The 19,012-nt window shown below is 69.7% G+C and carries 20 protein-coding genes; 15 read left to right on the top strand and 5 right to left on the bottom strand.

Features of this window, described 5'->3' with window-relative positions; genetic code table 11:
- Position 1: 1 nt before the first annotated feature.
- A complete protein-coding gene (locus tag R3A49_04030; protein ID MEZ5169899.1) occupies positions 2–307 on the bottom strand; it encodes a DUF2516 family protein in 306 nt (101 codons plus the stop codon).
- A 107-nt stretch (positions 308–414) separates the two neighbouring features.
- On the opposite strand from R3A49_04030, the gene R3A49_04025 reads away from it, so the two are divergent.
- The 8 genes from R3A49_04025 to R3A49_03990 all read left to right on the top strand — a co-directional run bounded on the left by R3A49_04025 (position 415) and on the right by R3A49_03990 (position 7,067).
- Positions 415–1,674, top strand: a complete 1,260-nt coding sequence (locus tag R3A49_04025) for an FAD-dependent oxidoreductase (protein MEZ5169898.1) — start codon at positions 415–417, stop codon at positions 1,672–1,674.
- The gene (locus R3A49_04020) at positions 1,671–2,354 is read left to right on the top strand and encodes an enoyl-CoA hydratase/isomerase family protein (protein ID MEZ5169897.1); all 684 of its coding nucleotides are present in this window, start codon (positions 1,671–1,673) and stop codon (positions 2,352–2,354) included. Before R3A49_04025 ends, R3A49_04020 begins: the two co-directional genes overlap by 4 nt.
- A gap of 31 nt (positions 2,355–2,385) precedes the next feature.
- On the top strand, positions 2,386–3,525 hold the full coding sequence (locus tag R3A49_04015) for a glycosyltransferase family 4 protein (protein ID MEZ5169896.1): 1,140 nt from the start codon (positions 2,386–2,388) through the stop codon (positions 3,523–3,525).
- Positions 3,526–3,529: 4 nt separating this feature from the next.
- Positions 3,530–3,982: a hypothetical protein gene (locus R3A49_04010; protein ID MEZ5169895.1), complete on the top strand. Its 453-nt coding sequence runs from the start codon at positions 3,530–3,532 to the stop codon at positions 3,980–3,982.
- Positions 3,963–4,400: an SRPBCC family protein gene (locus R3A49_04005; protein ID MEZ5169894.1), complete on the top strand. Its 438-nt coding sequence runs from the start codon at positions 3,963–3,965 to the stop codon at positions 4,398–4,400. The genes R3A49_04010 and R3A49_04005 overlap by 20 nt, the downstream gene beginning before the upstream one ends.
- Before the next feature lie 72 nt (positions 4,401–4,472).
- On the top strand, positions 4,473–5,645 hold the full coding sequence (locus R3A49_04000) for an ArsA family ATPase (protein ID MEZ5169893.1): 1,173 nt from the start codon (positions 4,473–4,475) through the stop codon (positions 5,643–5,645).
- On the top strand, positions 5,638–6,111 hold the full coding sequence (locus R3A49_03995; GenBank protein MEZ5169892.1) for a hypothetical protein: 474 nt from the start codon (positions 5,638–5,640) through the stop codon (positions 6,109–6,111). The genes R3A49_04000 and R3A49_03995 overlap by 8 nt, the downstream gene beginning before the upstream one ends.
- An 11-nt stretch (positions 6,112–6,122) precedes the next feature.
- Positions 6,123–7,067 carry an ROK family protein gene (locus R3A49_03990; GenBank protein MEZ5169891.1) on the top strand — a complete coding sequence of 315 codons (945 nt, stop codon included), beginning with the start codon at positions 6,123–6,125 and terminating at the stop codon, positions 7,065–7,067.
- A gap of 55 nt (positions 7,068–7,122) precedes the next feature.
- Here the strand turns inward: R3A49_03990 and R3A49_03985 are convergent, their stop codons facing one another.
- Genes R3A49_03985 through R3A49_03975 form a run of 3 tightly spaced genes read right to left on the bottom strand, consistent with a single transcriptional unit; the run spans position 7,123 to position 9,811 of the window.
- On the bottom strand, positions 7,123–8,370 hold the full coding sequence (locus R3A49_03985) for an aspartate aminotransferase family protein (GenBank protein ID MEZ5169890.1): 1,248 nt from the start codon (positions 8,368–8,370) through the stop codon (positions 7,123–7,125).
- Positions 8,367–9,074 (bottom strand): PaaI family thioesterase, encoded by a 708-nt coding sequence (locus tag R3A49_03980; GenBank protein ID MEZ5169889.1) that lies wholly within the window; start codon positions 9,072–9,074, stop codon positions 8,367–8,369. The genes R3A49_03985 and R3A49_03980 overlap by 4 nt, the downstream gene beginning before the upstream one ends.
- Positions 9,071–9,811 (bottom strand): crotonase/enoyl-CoA hydratase family protein, encoded by a 741-nt coding sequence (locus R3A49_03975; protein ID MEZ5169888.1) that lies wholly within the window; start codon positions 9,809–9,811, stop codon positions 9,071–9,073. The genes R3A49_03980 and R3A49_03975 overlap by 4 nt, the downstream gene beginning before the upstream one ends.
- A 314-nt stretch (positions 9,812–10,125) precedes the next feature.
- Here R3A49_03975 and R3A49_03970 point away from each other — a divergent pair, with 314 nt between their 5' ends.
- Positions 10,126–11,334 (top strand): cytochrome P450, encoded by a 1,209-nt coding sequence (locus R3A49_03970; protein MEZ5169887.1) that lies wholly within the window; start codon positions 10,126–10,128, stop codon positions 11,332–11,334.
- 53 nt (positions 11,335–11,387) lie between these two features.
- Here the strand turns inward: R3A49_03970 and R3A49_03965 are convergent, their stop codons facing one another.
- Positions 11,388–12,035, bottom strand: coding sequence for a hypothetical protein (locus R3A49_03965; protein ID MEZ5169886.1), 648 nt, complete (start codon positions 12,033–12,035; stop codon positions 11,388–11,390).
- Positions 12,036–12,079: 44 nt separating this feature from the next.
- Between R3A49_03965 and R3A49_03960 the strand changes: the two genes are divergently transcribed.
- From R3A49_03960 to R3A49_03935, 6 genes are all read left to right on the top strand, one after another.
- Positions 12,080–13,084, top strand: coding sequence for a hypothetical protein (locus tag R3A49_03960; GenBank protein MEZ5169885.1), 1,005 nt, complete (start codon positions 12,080–12,082; stop codon positions 13,082–13,084).
- A gap of 119 nt (positions 13,085–13,203) precedes the next feature.
- Positions 13,204–14,772, top strand: coding sequence for an acyl-CoA synthetase (locus R3A49_03955; GenBank protein ID MEZ5169884.1), 1,569 nt, complete (start codon positions 13,204–13,206; stop codon positions 14,770–14,772).
- Positions 14,772–15,767: an OB-fold domain-containing protein gene (locus R3A49_03950; GenBank protein MEZ5169883.1), complete on the top strand. Its 996-nt coding sequence runs from the start codon at positions 14,772–14,774 to the stop codon at positions 15,765–15,767. Before R3A49_03955 ends, R3A49_03950 begins: the two co-directional genes overlap by 1 nt.
- A gap of 30 nt (positions 15,768–15,797) precedes the next feature.
- Positions 15,798–16,853, top strand: a complete 1,056-nt coding sequence (locus R3A49_03945; GenBank protein ID MEZ5169882.1) for a thiolase domain-containing protein — start codon at positions 15,798–15,800, stop codon at positions 16,851–16,853.
- A gap of 1 nt (position 16,854) precedes the next feature.
- A complete protein-coding gene (locus R3A49_03940) occupies positions 16,855–18,018 on the top strand; it encodes a thiolase domain-containing protein (protein MEZ5169881.1) in 1,164 nt (387 codons plus the stop codon).
- A 40-nt stretch (positions 18,019–18,058) separates the two neighbouring features.
- Positions 18,059–19,012: a Rieske 2Fe-2S domain-containing protein gene (locus tag R3A49_03935; protein MEZ5169880.1), complete on the top strand. Its 954-nt coding sequence runs from the start codon at positions 18,059–18,061 to the stop codon at positions 19,010–19,012.

Genomic DNA, 19,012 nt, shown 5'->3' with positions numbered 1-19,012 from the left:
CTCAGGAGACCGTCGACTCCCGGCGGGCGGTGGAGGCGCGGTTGAGCTGCGGGCGAACCGCAGCCAGGTAGACGATCGAGATGACGAGGCCGATCAGGGCGACCGGGAAGAGGAAGGGGAGGGTCGGGAGGAGGAAGTTCGTCGCCAGAATCCCCACGACCCATGCAACCCGGCTTCCGGACACGGCACCCCATGCAGCGTCGGTTGTGCGCGAGGCGTGGACGATCGCCCAGATCCCGAGGGCCCAACCTGCCCAGAAGAAGAAGACGACCGCCAACGAGGCGGGATCGAGTATTCCGAGAGTCATGGGTCGTATCTTAGAATCCGGAAGCGAATAGGGCAAACATGGCATTCCGTCTTTCCGGGGTGAATCCTGACATGCCCCTCGCGTGCGCCGCCGTTAGCCTGCCGTGAGTGCCGAAGGAACCACCGCCCGGGTCGGTCGTCATCGTCGGTGCGTCGCTGGCGGGCCTGCGCTGTGCCGAGACACTGCGTTCCCTGGGCCACGAGGGGTCCATCACCGTGGTCGGCGACGAGACCGGCGCCCCCTACGACCGCCCACCCCTCTCCAAGCAGGTCCTGGCGGGCGAATGGGAACCCGCCAGGGTGCTGCTCCGCGACGAGGAGGAACTCGAGGCACTCGACGTCACGTGGCACCGTGGCACGCCGGCGGTGGTTCTCGACGTCGGGTCCCGTTCGGTGACTCTCGGCAGCGGCGAGATGGTCACGGGCGACGCCGTCGTCATCGCGACCGGTGCGCGGCCGCGCGGGCTGCCCGGTGTCGCGGTCCCCGACGGGGTCTTCACACTGCGGACGCTGGACGACGCGCTCGCCATCCGGGACCGTCTCGACAACGCTTCCCGGGTGGTCGTGGTGGGCGCCGGCTTCATCGGATCCGAGGTCGCGGCGACGTGCCGCTCGCTCGGGCTCGGGGTCACCGTCCTGGAGGCGCTCCCGGTACCCATGGAACGGGCGCTCGGCCCCGAGATGGGCGCGGCGCTCGGGCGGCTGCACGAGGCGCACGGCGTCGATGTGCGCTGCGGAACGGGTGTCGAGGGTTTCGAGGGCGACGACGGGGTCACGGGCGTACGCACCAGCGACGGAAGCGTTGTTCCGGCCGATCTCGTCGTCGTCGGGATCGGCGTCGTGCCCAACACCGAATGGCTCGCCGGGTCCGGTCTGCCGCTCGACGACGGCGTCGTGTGCGACGAGTGCTGCACCGCGGCGCCGGGGATCTACGCGGCCGGCGACGTCGCCCGATGGGAGAATCCGCGCTTCGGCGACGTCATGCGGGTGGAGCACTGGACGAACGCCGCCGAGATGGGGATGTACGTGGCGCGCCGGCTCCTCGATGCCGCTGCGGGGATGGACACCGAGCCATTCGCCCCGGTTCCGTTCTTCTGGTCCGACCAGTACGACCTCCCGATCCAGTTCGCCGGGCACACCCGGCCGGGTGACACAGTGGAGATCGTCCACGGCGACGGGACGGATCACCGCTTCGTCGCGCTGTTCGCCCACGGTGAGGACCTGACCGGCGTCCTCGGCGTGTCGATGCCGCGGGAGGTGATGGGCTTCCGGCGGATGATCAGCCGGGGAGCCACCATCCACGAGGCCCGCGACTCGGTGGCCGACGACACGGTGGGAAGTGAGACGGTTCGAGGAGGCGCGACATGAAGTCCGGAGGTGTGCGACTCGCCGGCCCCCACGACGGTGTGGCCACGATCACGCTCGACATCCCCGAGACCAAGAACGCACTGTCCATCGCGGTTCGTGACGACGTGACCGAGTGCCTGGAGCACCTCGCCGACAACGAGCACGTGAAGACGGTGGTGGTCACGGGTGCCGGGTCGACGTTCTGTTCGGGTTTCGACCTCCGGGAGTTCGGGCACATCGACGAGGACCCCGACCTGGCCGAGCGTGTGTGGGCGTCGGGTGACCGCTTCCACCGGGCCTGCCTGGCATTCCCGCTCCCGATGGTGGCAGCCGTCAACGGCCCCGCCATCGCCGGAGGCTTCGACCTGGCGGTGATGTGCGATCTCCGGGTGGCGGTCCGGTCGGCCCGCTTCGAGCATCCCGAGCGTGAGTTCTCCGAGGTGGTGTACGGGCCGCTCGAGGATCTCGTGGGGGCGTCGGTGGCACGCGATCTCGCTCTCACCGGCCGGCCGGTGACAGCTGAGGAGGCATTCGATCTCCACCTCGTCAACCGTCTCGTGGACGACGAGGCCGGGCTCGACGTTGCTGTTCACGAGATCACGAACCAGATCACCCACGCGCCGCGCGAGATCCTCGTGCGCATGATGAAGAAGATCGTCGCGCGAGCGGGCGTCGTGCGCGACCGGACTCTCGACCTCTGATCCACAGCACTCCCGGGCCGACGACGACACCGTGACGAGTCTTCTGGTCACCAACGACTTTCCCCCGAAGCTCGGGGGGATCCAGTCGTACCTCCACGAGTTGTGGCGCCGTCTGCCACCCGACGACACGCACGTTCTCGCCACTCCTCACGACGGGGCCGACCGTTTCGACACGGAGCAGGAGTTCCACGTCGAGCGGGTTCGCGACCCCGTGTTGCTCCCACGGCCGGGCATGGCGTCGCGGATCGACCGGATGGCCGGTGACGTCGGCGCCGACGTGGTCTTCCTCGACCCGACCCTGCCGCTCGGGCTCGTCGGACGACGCCTCTCGGCCGCCCCGCACGTCGTCGTCGTCCACGGTGCCGAGGTCACCGTCCCGGGCCGGCTCCCCGTCACGCACTCGCTGGCGGGCCGCGTCCTGCGTGGTGCGTCGGGCATCGTGGCGGCGGGGAACTACCCGGCGGCCGAGGCCGCCCATGCCGCCGGTCGACCTGTGGACGGTGTCGTCGTGCCACCGGGGGTCGACGCCTCGCGCTTCCGACCGCTCGAGACGGCCGAGGAACGGGCACGGGTCCGCAGGATGCTCGGCCTCGACCCCGACCGTCCCCTGGTTCTCGGGCTCTCCCGCCTCGTGCCACGGAAGGGCTTCGACGTCCTCCTGCGGGCGGTCGCACGGATCCCCGGCGTGCAGGTCGCGATCGGCGGGACCGGTCGCGACCGCAGACGGCTGGAGAGGATCGCCGCCGAGGTCGGGCTCGGAGAACGCGCTGCCTTTCTCGGACGCATCGCCGACGACGACCTGTCGGACGTCTACGCCTGCGCCGACGTGTTCGCGATGCTGTGCCGCGAGCGGTGGCGGGGCCTGGAAGCCGAAGGCTTCGGCATCGTCTTCCTCGAGGCTGCGGCGTGTGGTGTGCCGGTCATCGCGGGGCGCAGCGGCGGGTCGCACGAAGCCGTCGTCGATGGTGAGACGGGGTACGTCGTGGACCCCGAAGACGTCGACGGTACGCGTGAGCTCGTCGAGCGCCTGCTCGGTGACGACGCGCAACGGGAGCGGATGGGAAAGCGAGCGCGGCAGTTGGCCGAGACGGACTGGTCGTACGACGAGCGGGTCAAGGATCTCGTGCCTGTGGCCAACGGTGACCTCGATGTTCTGAAGCCGCTCGGGTGAGCGCATGAGAGGCCGCTGGATCATCCTGACGTCGTGGATCACGGGAATCGTCTTCCTCGTCACGGCGGCTCCCGCTGCGCTGGGTGTCGAGTCGTTCGATGCGGTGGCTGTCGTTACGACGCTCGTGCTCTTCTTCGCCTCGTTCGCCGTGTGGTGCGCCGCGTTCGGCATGGCGCTGGTCCGCAACGCCCGAGGGGCCGAGATCGCGGTGTCGACCCTGTTCCTCGTCGAGGGAGGTGCTCCGACGGCCGTGCGGCTGCACCTCTACGGCGCCCTGACCCTCAGCCTCGCCGTCGCCACGGGCACCGCCGTCGCCAACCCGTTCGGCGTTATGGTTCCCATGGTGCAGCTCGGGCTTCTCGGGCTGTGGGGAGCCGTGTACGGGCAGTTCCCGGAGCGGCCGGAATCCCACCCATCGACAGACGGAAGGAAACCCGGTGGCCGACGAGGCAGTTGACCGCATCAGCATCAACCGTCCACCCGACGAGTGCTGGGCCGTGGCGACCGACTACGAGAACTACCCGAAGTGGGCCAAGAGCGTGAAGGAGGTGACGGTCCTCGACACCGACGACGAGGGCCGGGGCTCCACGGTCGAGCTCCGTGTCGCCGCGATGGGCAAGAGCCTGCGCTCGGTCTACGACTACGACTACTCCGATGCACCGAGCTCGTTCTCCTGGGCGCTGGCGGAGGGTGACATGCTGCGCGACCTGCACGGCCGCTACACCTTCGAGCCCGACGGTGAGGGCACACGCGTCGTCTACGAGCTGTCCGTGGAGATCGCCGCTCCGATGCCGGGGTTCATGAAGAAGAAGGCGGCACGCCTCATCATGGGGGACGCCCTCAAAGAGCTGAAGAAGTACGTCGAGGCCCTCTAGCACCGGCCCGCCCACGGTGGGCGTCCACGGAGATGGGATCACGGAGACGCCGCCCCGGTAGCCTTCCGGGAGATGCGCGTCCTGCTCTTCACCGGAAAGGGCGGCGTCGGTAAGACCACGATCGCCGCAGCCACCGCTCTCCGGGCGGCCGAGTCGGGCACGCGGACGCTCGTGTGCTCCACCGACCCGGCCCACTCGCTCGGCGACGCGCTCGACGTGGAGCTCGGCGACACCGTCGTTCCCGTCACGGGCTGGCTCGACGGCCAGGAGCTCGATGCGCGCGATCGGCTCGAGGAGTCGTGGGGGTCGATCCGCTCCTACCTCGTGTCGCTGTTCCAGTGGGCCGGGGCGGAGGGCCTCGACGCAGAGGAGTTGGCCGTGATCCCGGGTCTCGACGAGGTCTTCGCACTGGCGGAGTTGCGCAGCCAGGCCGAGTCGGGTGAGTACGACCTCATCGTCGTCGACTGCGCACCCACCGCCGAGACGCTCCGGTTGCTGTCTCTTCCCGATGTCCTCGGTTGGTACATGGACAGGATCTTCCCTGCACAGCGTGCCGTCACGCGTGCCGTGCGCCCGATCATGAACCGCATGGTCAGGATGCCGACCCCCGACGACGGCGTCTTCGACAACGTCCGCCACTTCTACGACCGCCTCGACGGGGTCCGCGACCTGCTCACCGACGGAAGCGTCTCGAGTGCCCGGCTCGTTGTGACCCCCGAGCGGATGGTGGTGGCCGAAGCGCGGCGGACCTTCACGTACCTGTCACTCTTCGGCTACCACGTCGACGCCGTGATCGCGAACCGTGTGCTGCCCGATGCCGTCTCGGATCCCTGGTTCAAGGGCTGGCGCGATGCGCAGGCCGAGCACATGGACACGATCCGGACCGACTTCGAGCCGGTGCCCGTTCTCACCGCCGACCTGGCCGAGCACGAGCTCGTGGGAATCCAGCGCCTCGGCGACTTCGGTGCGACGCTGTACGACGAATCGCCCGCCCGGCGCCTGAGCACCGTCGAGCCGATGCGCCTCGATGTCGACGGCGACACGCCCGTGCTCTCACTGTGGCTGCCCTTCACCGACAAGGACGACCTCGACCTGGGCCGCTCCGGCGACGAGCTCTATATCGGTGTCGACTCGTACCGCCGTGCGGTCATGCTGCCCGACAGCCTCCGTCGTCGCTCCGTGACGCGTGCACACATCGAGAACGGGAGGCTGAACGTCGAGTTCGGGGAGGGTCTGCATGCGTGATCCCGACCGCCCGAGGGGCAACCCCCTGTTCGACGACCTCGATGCCGGGCTCGGCAATCGTGGTGCCGATCTCGCGGACGATCCCACCGACGCTGCCTCCGACGGTGCCTCGGGCGCCCGGAACGCGGCGTCGGGTGAGACGTCCGGCGCCAACGACCACACGTTCGGTGGCACGCGCCACGACGGCGCCGCCCACACGACCGACGCGGAGGCCGGGGTGCGGGCGCTGTTCGAGGCACTCATGGCCGCCGGGCCCGAGACCACCGACCACCTCCTGCGCGCGATGGAGGAGCTTCTCCTGGCGGCACGCACGGTCATGGTCGCCGCGGAGGAGGGCATCGTCGAGCAACGGGCGGCCCACCGACCCACGCACGGGTTCGCCGCGGGCGAAACGGGCGACGACTCGACCACACCCGACGACGGCGGATCGGCCCACTCCGGGTTCTCGTCCATCGATCTCGACTGACCGGTGTGCCGATGAGCACCGTCGGGATCGATGTGGGCGGCACCAAGATCCTCGGTGTCGCGCTGGACGACAGCGGAGAGGTGCTGTCCCGGACCCGGATTCCGACGCCCGACACCTATCCCGACCTGCTCGACGCCCTGGAGCAACTCACCGCGACGTTGAGCAGTGATGCGGGGGAGGTGTCCGGCGTCGGCGTCGGCATCGCAGGGCTCGTGACCCTCGACGGGAGAGTCCGCTACGCCCCCAACCTGCCGGCGCTGCGCGAGGCGTCCGTGGCTGCCGACGTCTCGCGCCGCGTCGGCGTGGCCGTGGCCGTCGACAACGACGCCAACGCCGCGGGGTGGGGTGAGGCCACGGCCGGGGCTGCACGCGACCTCGACAACGTCCTCGTCATCACTCTGGGCACCGGCATCGGGGGTGGCATCGTGACCGACGGCCGTCCCTACCGGGGTGCCAACGGGTTCGCGGCGGAGATCGGGCACTTCACCGTCGACCCGAGCGGCCCGCGTTGCGCGTGCGGCGAGACCGGCCACTGGGAGGCGCTTGCCTCCGGTACCGCCCTGGGCCGGCTGGCGCGCGAGTGGGTGGCGGCGGGACGTGCCCCGAGTGTGCTCGCCGACGCCGGCGGTACGGCCGACGCCGTCGGCGGCCACAACGTCACCCGCGCCGCGGCTACAGGCGCCGACGACGCCCTGGCGCTCCTGGCCGAGTTCGCCGACCGCGTGGCCGTGGGTCTCGCGGGCCTCGCCAATATCCTCGACCCCGAGGTGATCGTCGTCGGCGGCGGGGTCATGACGGTGGGGGAGGCGCTGCTCGAGCCCCTGCGGCGGAGCTTCGGCCACCGCATCGAGGCTCCCGAGTACCGCCCGGCCATCCCGATCGTTCCGGCAACGCTCGGCGAGGACGCCGGCGCCATCGGCGCCGCGACGTTCGCCAGAGTCCCCTCTACGACGTAGTGCGTCCTTGAGGCCACCTCCGCTATGCGGACCTCAGCGACGCACCACCCAGACGTCAGCTGTAGCGGGCCTCGACGCCGCGCGACTCGCCGTGGTGGGCGACCGCGTCGGCCAGGTCGGCGAGGAACACGTCGACGATCCGGGCATGACCCGGAGAGATCATCATGTGGAGTGCGTCGGGGCCCGTCTGGCGGTCGAGGTGCCAGCCGCGGTCGTCCATCACGTCGCCGACGGCGTTGATGTCGACGATGTCCGAGCCGAACGCCAGGAGGCTGGCCACCGGGTCCCCGAAGATCCCGAGCTCGGGGATCGCCTCGATGCCGGCCTTCAGGGCGTCGCTCGTGTCGAGAAGCGAGCGGACGAGCGCGCGGTATCCCTCCATGCCGAGATGCCGCATGACCGCCCAGGCCGACGCGATCGGCGCGGCGGGCCGGGCCCCGGCCATGGCGGGGGAGCCGTAGAGTCCCCCGGGCCACCGGTCGTAGAGGAAGACCTGGTGGTCGACGAAGTGCTGCCGGTCACGGTGGAGCACGACGGAGGCGCCCTTCGTGGTGTAGCCGTACTTGTGCACGTCGGCCGACATGGAGGTGACACCGGGCACGCGGAAGTCGAACGGTGTGACGTCACGACCGAGGCGCTCCACGAACGGGAGGAGGAAGCCGCCCACACAGGCGTCGGTGTGGAAGGCGATACCCCGCTCGGACGCCAGGGAGGCGAGATCCGGGATCGGGTCGATCACCCCGTTCGGGTACCCGGGAGCCGACCCGACGATCATCGCGGTGCGGTCGGTGACGAGGTCGGCGGCCGCGTCGACGTCGGCGCGGAAGTCGTCGGCCAGCGGGATCTGCACGTGCTCGAGACCGAGGTAGTGGGCCGCCTTGGCGAACGCCGGGTGCGCCGACATGGGTGCGAGGAGCTGCGGTTCGGTCACCCCGCGCTCGGCCAGGGCGCGGCCCCGGGCGACCGTGGTGGCCATGAGGATCGACTCGGTGCCCCCCGAGGTCATGGAGCCACCTGCGCTCTCGGGCGCGTTGAGCAGGCCCGCCGTCATCGACACCACGTCGGCCTCCATGTCCTTGAGGGACGGGAAGCGGAACGGGTTGAGAGCGTTCTCGTGGAGGTAGAGGTCGTGAGCGTCGGCCACGACCTCGTCCACCTCGAGGTCGAGATCGGTGGCCGCGCCCTCGGTGGGGTAGATGAGCGAGAAGGTGCGGCCCTCGCGCCAGCGGGCGTCGTGCTCCTTGGCCTCGCGCATCTCCGTGGCGATGACCTCTCGGGCGATTCCTCTGTCGGGAAGCTTCATGACCCGGTCCCTTCGCTCGACGTAGCGTTCGCAGCCGTGCGACGGAGCTCGCCGAAGTACTCCTCAGCCAACTCTGCGTCGAGCCCCACGAACAGGCCCTCGGCCTCGCAGGTCAGCTCGCCGTCGACGTGCAGCGTCGCATGCGCGACGAAGCGCCGCCCCTGGCGCCGCTCGTGCCACGCCTCGAACACGGCAGGCCGGTGCAGGGGTGTCGGGCGGCGGTAGCGCACGGTCAGCTTGGCGGTCATCCCGGGCGCCTCGCCCTCGACGTTCGCCACACCCAGCAACTCGTCGAAGACCGACGCGATCACCCCACCGTGTACGAAGCCGGGCGGGCCCTCGTAGGGAGCGGTGAAGGTGACGTGCCCGACGACGCGACGGTCGACGACGTCGATCGTCACGGGGACGGAGAGGGGATTCTCCGCCCCGATCTGCGGGCTTCCCAGCATGTGACTTCTCGGTCCCTCGAGGCCTGCGGCACCGTGCAGCTCGATCCGGTTCCGAGCGGTGGGACCCGAGGAGCGGAGCTCGGTGACGACCGCGTCGATCGCCGTCGATGCCTCCTCGAACGCGGAGTCGGGTACCTGCGCCGTCATGGCCGCGTCGACCGCCGCACGCACCGATGCGGCGAAGCGGTGCCGCGCACCCTCTCGTGAGGAGCGCCCACCCGACGTCGGGTCGGAGCGGGCCCCGCGGTCGCTCACCTGCCCCGGAAGTTCGGTGTGCGCTTCTCGGCGAACGCCTTCGGACCTTCCTTCGCATCTTCGGTGTCGAAGACCGGCCACCCGAACTCGAGCTCCCTGGCGAGGCCTTCCTCCTCCGACATGTCGCGCGTCGCCACCACCGACTCCTTGATGGCCTGGACGGCGAGAGGCCCGTTGGCGGCGATCTGCGCAGCGATCTCCCGGGCCTTGTCGAGCGCCGTCCCGTCGGGGACCACGTGGCCGATGAGCCCGATCTCACGCGCCTCGTGGGCCTCGACACGGCGGGCCGTGAGCAGCAACTCCATGGCGAGTGTGTAGGGGATCTGGTGCTGGAGGCGCACCGTCGACCCGCCCAGCGGGAACAGCCCGCGCCGGGCCTCGAAGATGCCGAAGAACGCCGACTCCGCGGCCACGCGGATGTCGGTGGCCTGGAGGATCTCGGTGCCCCCGGCCACGGCTGCCCCCTCCACGGCGGCGATGAGTGGCTTTCTCACCCGGTAGTGGCGCAGGAGCGCCTTCCAGTGCAGCTCGGGGTCGTCGGCCATGCGCTGCCGGTAGACCTCGGGGACCCCCGGGTCGGCCATCGCCTTGAGGTCGGCACCGGCGCAGAAGTCGCCACCTGCTCCGGTGAGGATCGCCACGCGGACGTCGGGGCTCTCGTTGATGTGGGCCCAGGCGTCGTACATCGCCACGAGCATCGGGGCGGACAGCGCGTTCTTCGCCTCGGGCCGGTCCATCGTGACGACGGCCACGCCCCCGTCCACCTCGAGGCGGCAGTCGTCGTTGGAGATCTCCTCGATCAGGGGCACCACGGACCTCCGGGTCGGCCGTCCGGGCCTGCGGGGGAGCGCCCGGTGTCAGCGGATACTGTCAGCGGATACTAGGGGGGCTCGTCGCCCGCCCCTCGTTCCGGCCCGCCGCCTTGTGCCGGAAAAGAGAACCTGTTTTCACTCTACTAGGGTGACGTTTGTCCGGATCGCGAGTGCCGCCGATTCCGAGAACGACCACCGCACCTGCCGTCGCACGCCGAGAGGATCGAGGTCGCTCCACCATGACCGTCACGTTGCGCCACGACGAGTTCCCGCTCGAGGACCAGACCGCCTACGGCGACGCGTCGCCGATGGAGTTCCTGTTGGAGCTCCAGGAGCACGACCCGGTGCACTGGCACCCGGCCGAGGGTGAGTTCGAGCCCGGCTTCTGGGTCGTGACGCGCTACGACGACGTCGTCACGGTGTCGCGCGAGGCGCAGACGTTCCGGTCGGGTGACGGCTTCCTCATGGAGAAGATGGTGCCGGGCCTCGAGAACCTCATCATCAACCAGGACCCGCCCGACCACACGCGCAACCGGATGATCGTGGCGCGCGCCTTCACGCCGAAGGTGGTTCGCGCCATGGAGCCGGCAGTGCGCCGAGCGACCACCGCCATCGTCGACCGCGCTCTCGACCTGAAGGAGTTCGACTTCGTCCGGGAGGTCGCCGCGGAGCTGCCGCTGGTCGTGATCGCCGACCTGATCGGTGTTCCCCAGGAGGACCGGTCGAAGGTGTTCGACTGGAGCAACCGCATGATGGGCCGCTTCGACCCCGAGTACGGCGGTGACGACGCCATGCTCGCGGCCGACACCGCGGCCGCGGAGCTGTTCGCCTACGCACAGGACATGGCCGAGGACCACCTGGCCAATCCCCGCGACGACCTCGTCACCAAGCTGCTCACCCCCGACGAGAACGGTGACCGGCTCACCACCGAGGGCTACAACTACTTCGTGCTCCTCCTGGCGGTGGCGGGGAACGAGACGACGCGCAACCTCATCTCGGGTGGGCAGCAGGCCCTGTTCGAGCACCCGGAGCAGCGCCAACGCGTGGCCGACGACCGCTCGCTGATCCCGTCGGCCGTGGAGGAGATGCTGCGCTGGGTGTCGCCGGTTCGGTACTTCCGCCGGACCGCAGCGACCGACACGTCGATCGGCGACCAGGAGATCGCCGCCGGCGACAAGGTCACGATCTGGTACGGCGCCGCCAACCGCGACCCGCGGATCTTCAACAACCCGAACGTGTTCGACGTGAGCCGCGAGCCCAATGAGCACCTCGCCTTCGGAGGGCGGGGGCCGCACTACTGCCTGGGTGTGGCGCTCGCCCGCATGGAGATCAACGTCATGTTCGAGGAGCTCGTCGAGCGCATCCCGAACCTGGCGCCCACCGAGCCGCCGTCACGCCTGAAGTCGAGCCTGATCAACGGGATCAAGCACCTGCCGGTCACCGTCTGACGTGCACGGTGCCGGGGTCGCGTCGACCCCGTCGCCCCCGTCGCCCGCCGCGGTCACCCCGCGGCCGTGACAGCTGCGACACCGGCGACCGACCACGTGGCTCCCGTCGCGAGGAGTTCGGGTGGCGAGACGACGAGCGCGTCCTCGACCGCCGCGGCAACAGCGGCCGCCATCGCATCTCCGCCCTCCGGACGGAGATGGAGCCCGTCGGCCCAGTTGGCGTTCGGTGTCGACGCCACGATCGCGTTCCAGTCGAGCACCTCGAGGGTGGCGTGTCGTCGCTGCGCCGCGCGCAGCTCCGCGTTCATCGACGGTCTGTCGCTGCGGAACTCCTGCTGGGTGAGCCAGATGACGTGGTCGACGTTGCCGAGGCCCGCCATGATCTCGTCGATGCGCGACCCGAAGCCGGCCGGGCCGTCGTTGTGTCCGATGGAGATCACCACCACATCGTCGGTCCGCCCGGCGAGGATTGCGGGCGACTCGAGAGCGGAACGGCTCTCCACGGCGTCGATCTGCACCGTGTAGCCCGCCAGGGCCTCCTCGATCTGGGGTGCCGCTCCGAGGAGGACCGAGTCGCCGACGACGAAGATCGAGGTGTCGCCCGGTGCCCCGTCGGCACGGCGGGCGCCGGGGACCGCAGCGACGACGGTGACGACCAGGAGAAGGCCCAGTACGGCGGAGAGGGGTCGAAGGGGTTTCATCGTGGGCCGTCCACGCTACCGCCCTGCCGTGACAGACTCGCCGCATGCCACCTCCCGGGACCGCGCCCGACATGTCCGTGCTCACGAGCTTCGGGATCGAGCCGATCGACGAGGGACCGCACCCACACAGCCCCGACGAGCCGTGGTGGAACGAGTCGTGGTTCCTCGACTGGTTCAACGACGACGGCTCACAGGCCGGCCACATGCGGATCGGCCTGCACCCGAATCAGGACCGGGCCTTCATCTGGGTTGCCATCTACGAGGACGGCGCCTGGACCCTCCTCGAGGAGCCCCGCCTCGCCCGGGAACTCGTCGACACCGACCGCCTGGCGTGCGACAGCTACGGGCTCCGCTTCGAGTGGGACCGCTCGGACGCGTTGCGAAGCGGCCGGTTGCGTGCCTCCGGTCACGGCCGGACCATGACCGGTCCCCGCGCGGGTATGACCGCGCCCTTCACGATCGACCTGTCGTACACCGCCGCGGGAGCCGCGCACTCCGGTGGTCCCTCCGACGTCGAGGGGCATTCCGCCGAGGGGTATGTGGCGAACCGCTTCGAGCAGCCGGTGACACTCGACGGTACGGTCGGCCTCGCCGGGGGACGTCCGTTCACCGGTCGCGGTGAGCGGGACCACTCGTGGGGCCCGCGTCCCTGGGACATGGAATGGCTCTTCGTGGTCGTGGGCTCCGCCACACAGCGGATGCAGTGGGCCGTCGTCGACATCCCCGGCCTCGACCGGATCGCGACCGGATACCTCCTGCGTGAGGCCACGTCGACGATCACCGGGATCGACTGCGGGTTCGAGTACGGCGACGACGATCTCGACGACCCCGTGCACGGGCCCTTCACCGTCACGACCGGGGACGGCACCGTCGTGAACGGCGCTGTGGAGTCCATCGCCGGTGTCGAGCTCGACATCTCGCACTGCTTCGACCCACCCCGGGCCTCCTGCTACCGCCGGACGGTCGCCCGGTTCACGCTCGACGGCGACGAACCCGCCATCGGCTGGATCGAGCGCAACACCTTCGGCGACGGCGACCGCGCCGGCTGAGGTGCCGGCCCGCGACCGGCGGACCGACCGTGTTGCAGGCCGAGTGAAACGTGTTCTAGTTTCGGTGCCCGGGCGCCGGGAGCCACCCGGTCGACACGCGACAGGGGGCGGGCGTATCCATGGCCGACGTCGGGTTCTGGAAACTGGCCGAGGCTGATCCCGACCGTCTCGCCGTCGTCGATCCCGACGGCACCGAGCACACGGCCGGTGAGGTGCTGGCACGCGCCAACCGCCTCGTCCACGGCCTCCGCTCGCTCGGCCTCGAGCACGGCGACACCGTCTCGACGATGCTTCCCAACGGGGCTTCCGCCCTCGAGGTCTACCTGGCCGCCCTGCAGGCGGGCTGGTACCTCACGCCGATCAACTACCACCTGAGCGGCCCCGAGATCGCCTACATCGTCAACGACGCAGGCGCCCGGGCGTTCATCACGTCGCCCCGCTACGCCGAGCAGGCGACGAGCGCCCTCGGTGAGATGGAGTTGCCCGACGGGTCACGGTTCACGGTTCCCGACAGGCCCGACGGTGGAACCGTCGACGGGTACCGACCCGTGGCCGAGCTCGTCGACGGGCAGCCCGACAGCGCGCCCGACAAGCGCATCGCGGGCCTCACGATGCACTACACGTCGGGAACCACCGGACGTCCGAAAGGCGTGAAGCGCACCCTCCCCGACCTCGATCCCAACACCAACGTCGAGCTCTTCTCCATGATCCTGTCGCTCTTCGGGATCCAGCCCGGCGACGGCAACGTGCACCTCGTGACGTCACCCAACTACCACACGGCGGTCACGATGTTCGGCGGCAGCTCGCTGCACTACGGACACCCGCTCGTGATGATGGACAAGTGGACGCCGGAGGGAACGCTCGAGCGCATCGAGAGGTACGGCGTCACCACCACGCACATGGTCCCGACGCAGTTCCACCGGATGCTGGCGCTCCCCGACGAGGTACGCGAGAGCTACGACGTGTCCTCGATGCGCTACGCCGTCCACGCCGCCGCACCGTGCCCCGTCGACACGAAGCGCAAGATGCTCGACTGGTGGGGGCCCGTGATCTACGAGTACTACGGCGCCACCGAGGGCGGCGGCACGCTCGCCACGCCCGAGGAGTGGATCGAGCACCCCGGCACGGTCGGGAAGCCGTGGCCGATCTCGGAGGTCGTCGTTCTCGACGACGACGGCCGCGAACTGCCCCGTGGTGACATCGGCACCGTCTACATGAAGACGATGGGCGCCGACTTCGAGTACAAGGGCGACCGCGAGAAGACCGACGAGAACCGCTTCGACGACTTCTTCACCGTCGGCGATGTCGGCTACATGACCGACGACGACTTCCTGTTCCTGTGCGACCGCAAGTCCGACATGATCATCTCGGGGGGCGTCAACATCTACCCGGCCGAGATCGAGGCCGAGATCCACTCGCATCCCGGTGTCGGTGACGTCGCGGTGTTCGGAATCCCGGACGCCGACTGGGGTGAGCAGATCAAGGCCGTGGTCGAGGCTGCCGAGGGCGTGGAGGCGGGCGACGAGCTGGCGGCGTCGATCCTCGAGCACGTGCAGGGCCGACTCGGGAAGTTCAAGTGGCCGAAGTCGATCGACTTCATCGAGACGATGCCGCGCGACCCGAGCGGAAAGCTCTACAAGCGGAAGCTGCGCGACCCGTACTGGGAAGGGCACGAGGCGAAGATCTGATGTCGTCGCCGTCAGGCGCCCCCGCCCTCGTCGAGCACCACGTCCTGGAGTACCCGGGTGGCTACACGCGCTCGCTCGGCCCGGTCATCGGCCGTTTCGTGACCGGGCTGCGCGACCGCAGGATCCTGGGTGTGCGGCTCGCCGACGGACGCGTCCTCGTTCCCCCCCTCGAGTACGACCCGGCCACTGCCGAGCCCCTCGGCTCCGATGACGACGACTTCGTCGAGGTCGGTCCGTCTGGTGTCGTGGAGTCGTGGACGTGGGTGTCGGAGCCGCGCGCCGGCAAGCACCACCTCGACCGTCCGTTCGCCTTCGCCCTCGTACGACCCGACGGGGCCGACACGGCGATGCTGCACGTCGTCGACGCGGGGAGCCCCGAGGTCATGTGCGTCGGCCTCCGTGTGATGCCCCGGTGGGCGGATGAGCCGACCGGTGGGCTCACCGACCTCGACGCATGGGTGCCGCAGGCCGACGGTGAGGAGCCCGTCGCACCCGTGGAACCCGGTGCAGCAGGCGACGCGGTGGAGCGCGTCGCCGTGCCGATCCGCCTGGAGTACGACATCAGCGCCGGGAAGGCGCCGGGCCGGTTCCTGCGAGGACTGGCGCAGCGGCGCCTGGTCGGCGAGCGTGCCGCCGACTCCGACGAGGTCTACGTACCGCCGCGGGGCTCTGACCCCAAGACCGGCCGGCCCACAGAGATCGAGGTCGAAGTCGGCCCCCGGGGCACGGTCACGACCTTCTGCATCGTCAACATCCCCGGCCTGTCGGCCCTCGCCCCCGAGATCCCCTACGTCTGCGCGCAGATCGTGCTCGACGGGGCCTCGCTGGCGTTCTTCGGGCTGATCGGGGAGTGCGAGGCCGAGGACGTGCGCATGGGGATGCGAGTCGAGGTCGTGTGGGCCGACGAGGTGAGTGCCGACCAGCGCAGCATCCGGTACTTCCGCCCGACCGGCGAGGCCGACGCCGACTACGACGACTACAAGGACTTCATCTAGTGGGCGGGCTGTACCGGGGACGGGTCGGACATGCGTGACGTCGGGATCGTGAGCTTCTCCCAGTCGCGCCACGTCGCCGCCGACACGGAGCACAACGAGGTCGAGACCATCATCCCGGTCGTGCGCGACGCGGTGGAAGCCTCGGGGATCCCCCGCGAGGAGATCGGTTTCACGATCTCGGGGAGTTGCGACTACCTGAGCGGTGGGCCCTTCACGTTCGTGGCGGGTCTCGACGCCGTGGGTGCGTGGCCGCCGATCAACGAGAGCCACGTGGAGATGGACGCCGCGTGGGCGCTCTACGAGGCATGGGTGGCGATCCAGACGGGGACCGTCGACTCTGCGCTCATCTACGGCTTCGGCAAGTCGTCGCTCGGCGACGTCCACGAGATCATGACCCTCCAGTCGGACCCCTACTACGTGGCACCGCTGTGGCCGAGCACTGTTCACCTCGGCGCACTCCAGGCGTGCGCGTACCTCGAGGAGACCGGTCGGGTGGAGGCGGACCTGGCCGAGGTGGCGGCCCGGTGCCAACGCGCGGCGCTGTCGAACCCGAACGCGGTGCGCTCCGGCGAGGTCACAGCCGACGACCTGCTCGCCGGGCCGGTCGTGGTGCCGCCGCTGCGCGACGCCGACATCGCTCCCGTCACCGACGGCGCGGCCGCGATGGTGATCACCGCCGGCGACCTGGCCACCTCGGTCTGCGAACGTCCTGCGTGGATCCGGGGAATCGACCACCGCATCGACCCTCAGGCGATGGGGCTGCGTGACCTGTCGGTGAGCGAGTCGGCCCGTCTCGCCGCGTCGAAGGCGGGCGTCGGTGACGGCCCCATCGACGTCGCCGAACTGCACGCGCAGTTCAGCCACGAGGAGCTGATCCTCGTCGACGCACTCGGCCTGTCCGACGACGTCACCGTGAACCCCAGTGGTGGGCCTCTGGCCGCCAACCCCGTGATGTCGGCCGGGCTGATCCGTTTCGGTGAGGCCGCGGCGAGGATCACCGACGGGAGCGCGGAGCGCGCCGTCGCACACGCCGCATCGGGCCCCGCGTTGCAGCAGAACCTCGTCGCGGTCCTGGAGGGCAGCTGAGGTGGGCGCGCAGCGATGTGCCGTCGTCGGTGTCGGTCAGACACACCACGCCGCGGAACGCAAGGACGTGTCGATCACCGGTCTCGTCCGCGAGGCGGCCCTCGAGGCCCTGGCCGACGCAGGAATGGGCTGGGACGACATCGACGCCGTCGTTCTCGGGAAGGCACCCGACACCTTCGAAGGCGTCGTCATGCCCGAGCTCTTCCTCGCCGACGCTCTCGGTGCGGTCGGCAAGCCGATGCTGCGCGTGCACACGGCCGGCAGCGTGGGCGGCTCCACCGCCATCGTGGCCTCGAAGCTCGTCGAGTCGGGCGTCCATGAGCGCGTGCTCACGGTGTCGTTCGAGAAGCAGTCGGAGAGCGACTCGGTGTGGGGCCTCACCGTGGAGATGCCGTTCCAGGCCCCGCTGGTGGCCGGCGCCGGCGGCTACTTCGCACCCCTCATCCGTGCCTACATCGAGCGGGCGAAGGCCCCGGCCGACACCGGCATGATGGTGGCGGTCAAGGACCGCCTCGCCGCTCTCGGCAACCCCAGGGCCCACCTCCACATACCCGACATCACCCTCGAGATGGTGGAGGAGTCGTTCATGCTCTGGGACCCGTTGCGCTACCTCGAGACATGCCCGAGCTCCGACGGCGCGATGGCCCTCGTGATCGGCAACGAAGACACGGCGATGGCCGCCGACGGCCCCCCCGCGTGGATCCACGGCACGGCGATGCGCTCGGAGCCCACGATGTTCGCCGGGCGCGACCAGGTGAACCCGCAGGCCGGTCGCGACTGTGCCGCCGACGTGTACGCGCAGGCCGGCGTCACCGACCCCCGTGCCGATTTCGACTGCGCCGAGGTCTATGTGCCGTTCAGCTGGTACGAGCCGATGTGGCTCGAGAACCTCGGGTTCGCCGAACCGGGTGAGGGCTGGGTGCTGACCCGCGAGGGTGCCACGGCACCCGACGGTGACATCCCGTGGAACCCGTCGGGAGGCGTGCTGTCGTCGAACCCCATCGGAGCGTCGGGGATGATCCGCTTCGGCGAGGCGGCGCAGCAGGTTCGCGGGCGCTGTGGCGACTACCAGGTCGACGGTGCGCGCCGCGCCCTCGGTCACGCCTACGGTGGAGGGTCACAGTTCTTCAGCATGTGGGTCGTGGGCTCCGATGCACCCGCCTAGGCCCATCGCCTGCCACGTCAGTGAGAGGGGGTAGAGCACCATGGCGCGATTCCCGTTCCCGATCCCGTTCGGCTGGTTCCAGGTCGGGTACCCCGACGACGTGGCGCCCGGAGAGCTGACACCGCTGCGCTACTTCGACAGCGACCTCGTGCTGTGGCGCGACAACAGCGGGGAGATCCACCTCCAGAACGCCATCTGCCCGCACCTCGGCGCCCACGTCGGCTACGGCGGGTGCGTGGAGGGCGACACCATCCAGTGCCCGTTCCACGGCTGGCGCTTCGACGGAGCGGGTACATGTGTGGAGGTGCCCTACAGCGAGCGGATCAACAAGCAGGCGAGGCTCGCCGATCTTCCCGTCGTCGAACGCAACGGGCTCATCATGGCGTGGTACCACCCCCACGGCACCGAGCCCACGTTCGACGTACCTGTCGTCGACGACATCAACACCGACGACTACACCGACTTCTACAGATCGTCGTACACGATCAAGACCGCCATCCAGGAGATGGGCGAGAACAGCGTCGACCCGGCCCACTTCCGCTACGTGCACGGAACCGACGAGGTGGCGGAGTGCGAGGAGTACGTCACCGACGGCCCGACCTCGCGGATGCTGTCGGCCCAGAAGTACGTGACGCCGCAGGGCGTCGTGAACGGCCGCATCGACTCCTACGCCACCGGGCCGGGCTTCTCGGAGGTCCGCTTCGACATGCCCGGGGTCGTGCAGGCGTGCCTGCTCGGCTGCGCCACCCCCATCGACGCCGAGACGGTCGAGCAGCGGTTCAACTTCAAGGTCAAGAAGACCGGCGACGAGAGACTCGACTCGGTGATGGCCGACGCCTTCGTGGCCGAGATCAACAAACAGCTCACCGAGGACATCCCCATCTGGGAGCACAAGGCCCACCTCGAGAAGCCGCTGCTGATCGACACCGACGGACCGTTCATGGCCTACCGGAAGTGGGCCTCGCAGTTCTACGCCGAGCCCGTGGCGGGATAG

The organism is Acidimicrobiia bacterium (genome assembly GCA_041394025.1).
Classification (GTDB): Bacteria; Actinomycetota; Acidimicrobiia; order IMCC26256; family JAOSJL01; genus JAOSJL01.
Note: the sequence above shows the minus strand (reverse complement) of the source record. Positions and strands in the feature narration are given on the sequence as shown.

What these genes read in the sequence shown, in the direction of transcription:
- R3A49_03975 (MEZ5169888.1), bottom strand. Translation starts at nt 9,811, where the DNA reads ATGGACCGGCCCGAGGCGAAGAACGCGCTGTCCGCCCCGATGCTCGTG.
- R3A49_04030 (MEZ5169899.1), bottom strand. Translation starts at nt 307, where the DNA reads ATGACTCTCGGAATACTCGATCCCGCCTCGTTGGCGGTCGTCTTCTTC.
- R3A49_03955 (MEZ5169884.1), top strand. Translation starts at nt 13,204, where the DNA reads ATGGCCGACGTCGGGTTCTGGAAACTGGCCGAGGCTGATCCCGACCGT.
- R3A49_03945 (MEZ5169882.1), top strand. Translation starts at nt 15,798, where the DNA reads ATGCGTGACGTCGGGATCGTGAGCTTCTCCCAGTCGCGCCACGTCGCC.
- R3A49_03965 (MEZ5169886.1), bottom strand. Translation starts at nt 12,035, where the DNA reads ATGAAACCCCTTCGACCCCTCTCCGCCGTACTGGGCCTTCTCCTGGTC.
- R3A49_03995 (MEZ5169892.1), top strand. Translation starts at nt 5,638, where the DNA reads ATGCGTGATCCCGACCGCCCGAGGGGCAACCCCCTGTTCGACGACCTC.
- R3A49_04020 (MEZ5169897.1), top strand. Translation starts at nt 1,671, where the DNA reads ATGAAGTCCGGAGGTGTGCGACTCGCCGGCCCCCACGACGGTGTGGCC.
- R3A49_04010 (MEZ5169895.1), top strand. Translation starts at nt 3,530, where the DNA reads ATGAGAGGCCGCTGGATCATCCTGACGTCGTGGATCACGGGAATCGTC.
- R3A49_03960 (MEZ5169885.1), top strand. Translation starts at nt 12,080, where the DNA reads ATGCCACCTCCCGGGACCGCGCCCGACATGTCCGTGCTCACGAGCTTC.
- R3A49_03970 (MEZ5169887.1), top strand. Translation starts at nt 10,126, where the DNA reads ATGACCGTCACGTTGCGCCACGACGAGTTCCCGCTCGAGGACCAGACC.
- R3A49_03985 (MEZ5169890.1), bottom strand. Translation starts at nt 8,370, where the DNA reads ATGAAGCTTCCCGACAGAGGAATCGCCCGAGAGGTCATCGCCACGGAG.
- R3A49_03935 (MEZ5169880.1), top strand. Translation starts at nt 18,059, where the DNA reads ATGGCGCGATTCCCGTTCCCGATCCCGTTCGGCTGGTTCCAGGTCGGG.
- R3A49_03990 (MEZ5169891.1), top strand. Translation starts at nt 6,123, where the DNA reads ATGAGCACCGTCGGGATCGATGTGGGCGGCACCAAGATCCTCGGTGTC.
- R3A49_04000 (MEZ5169893.1), top strand. Translation starts at nt 4,473, where the DNA reads ATGCGCGTCCTGCTCTTCACCGGAAAGGGCGGCGTCGGTAAGACCACG.
- R3A49_03950 (MEZ5169883.1), top strand. Translation starts at nt 14,772, where the DNA reads ATGTCGTCGCCGTCAGGCGCCCCCGCCCTCGTCGAGCACCACGTCCTG.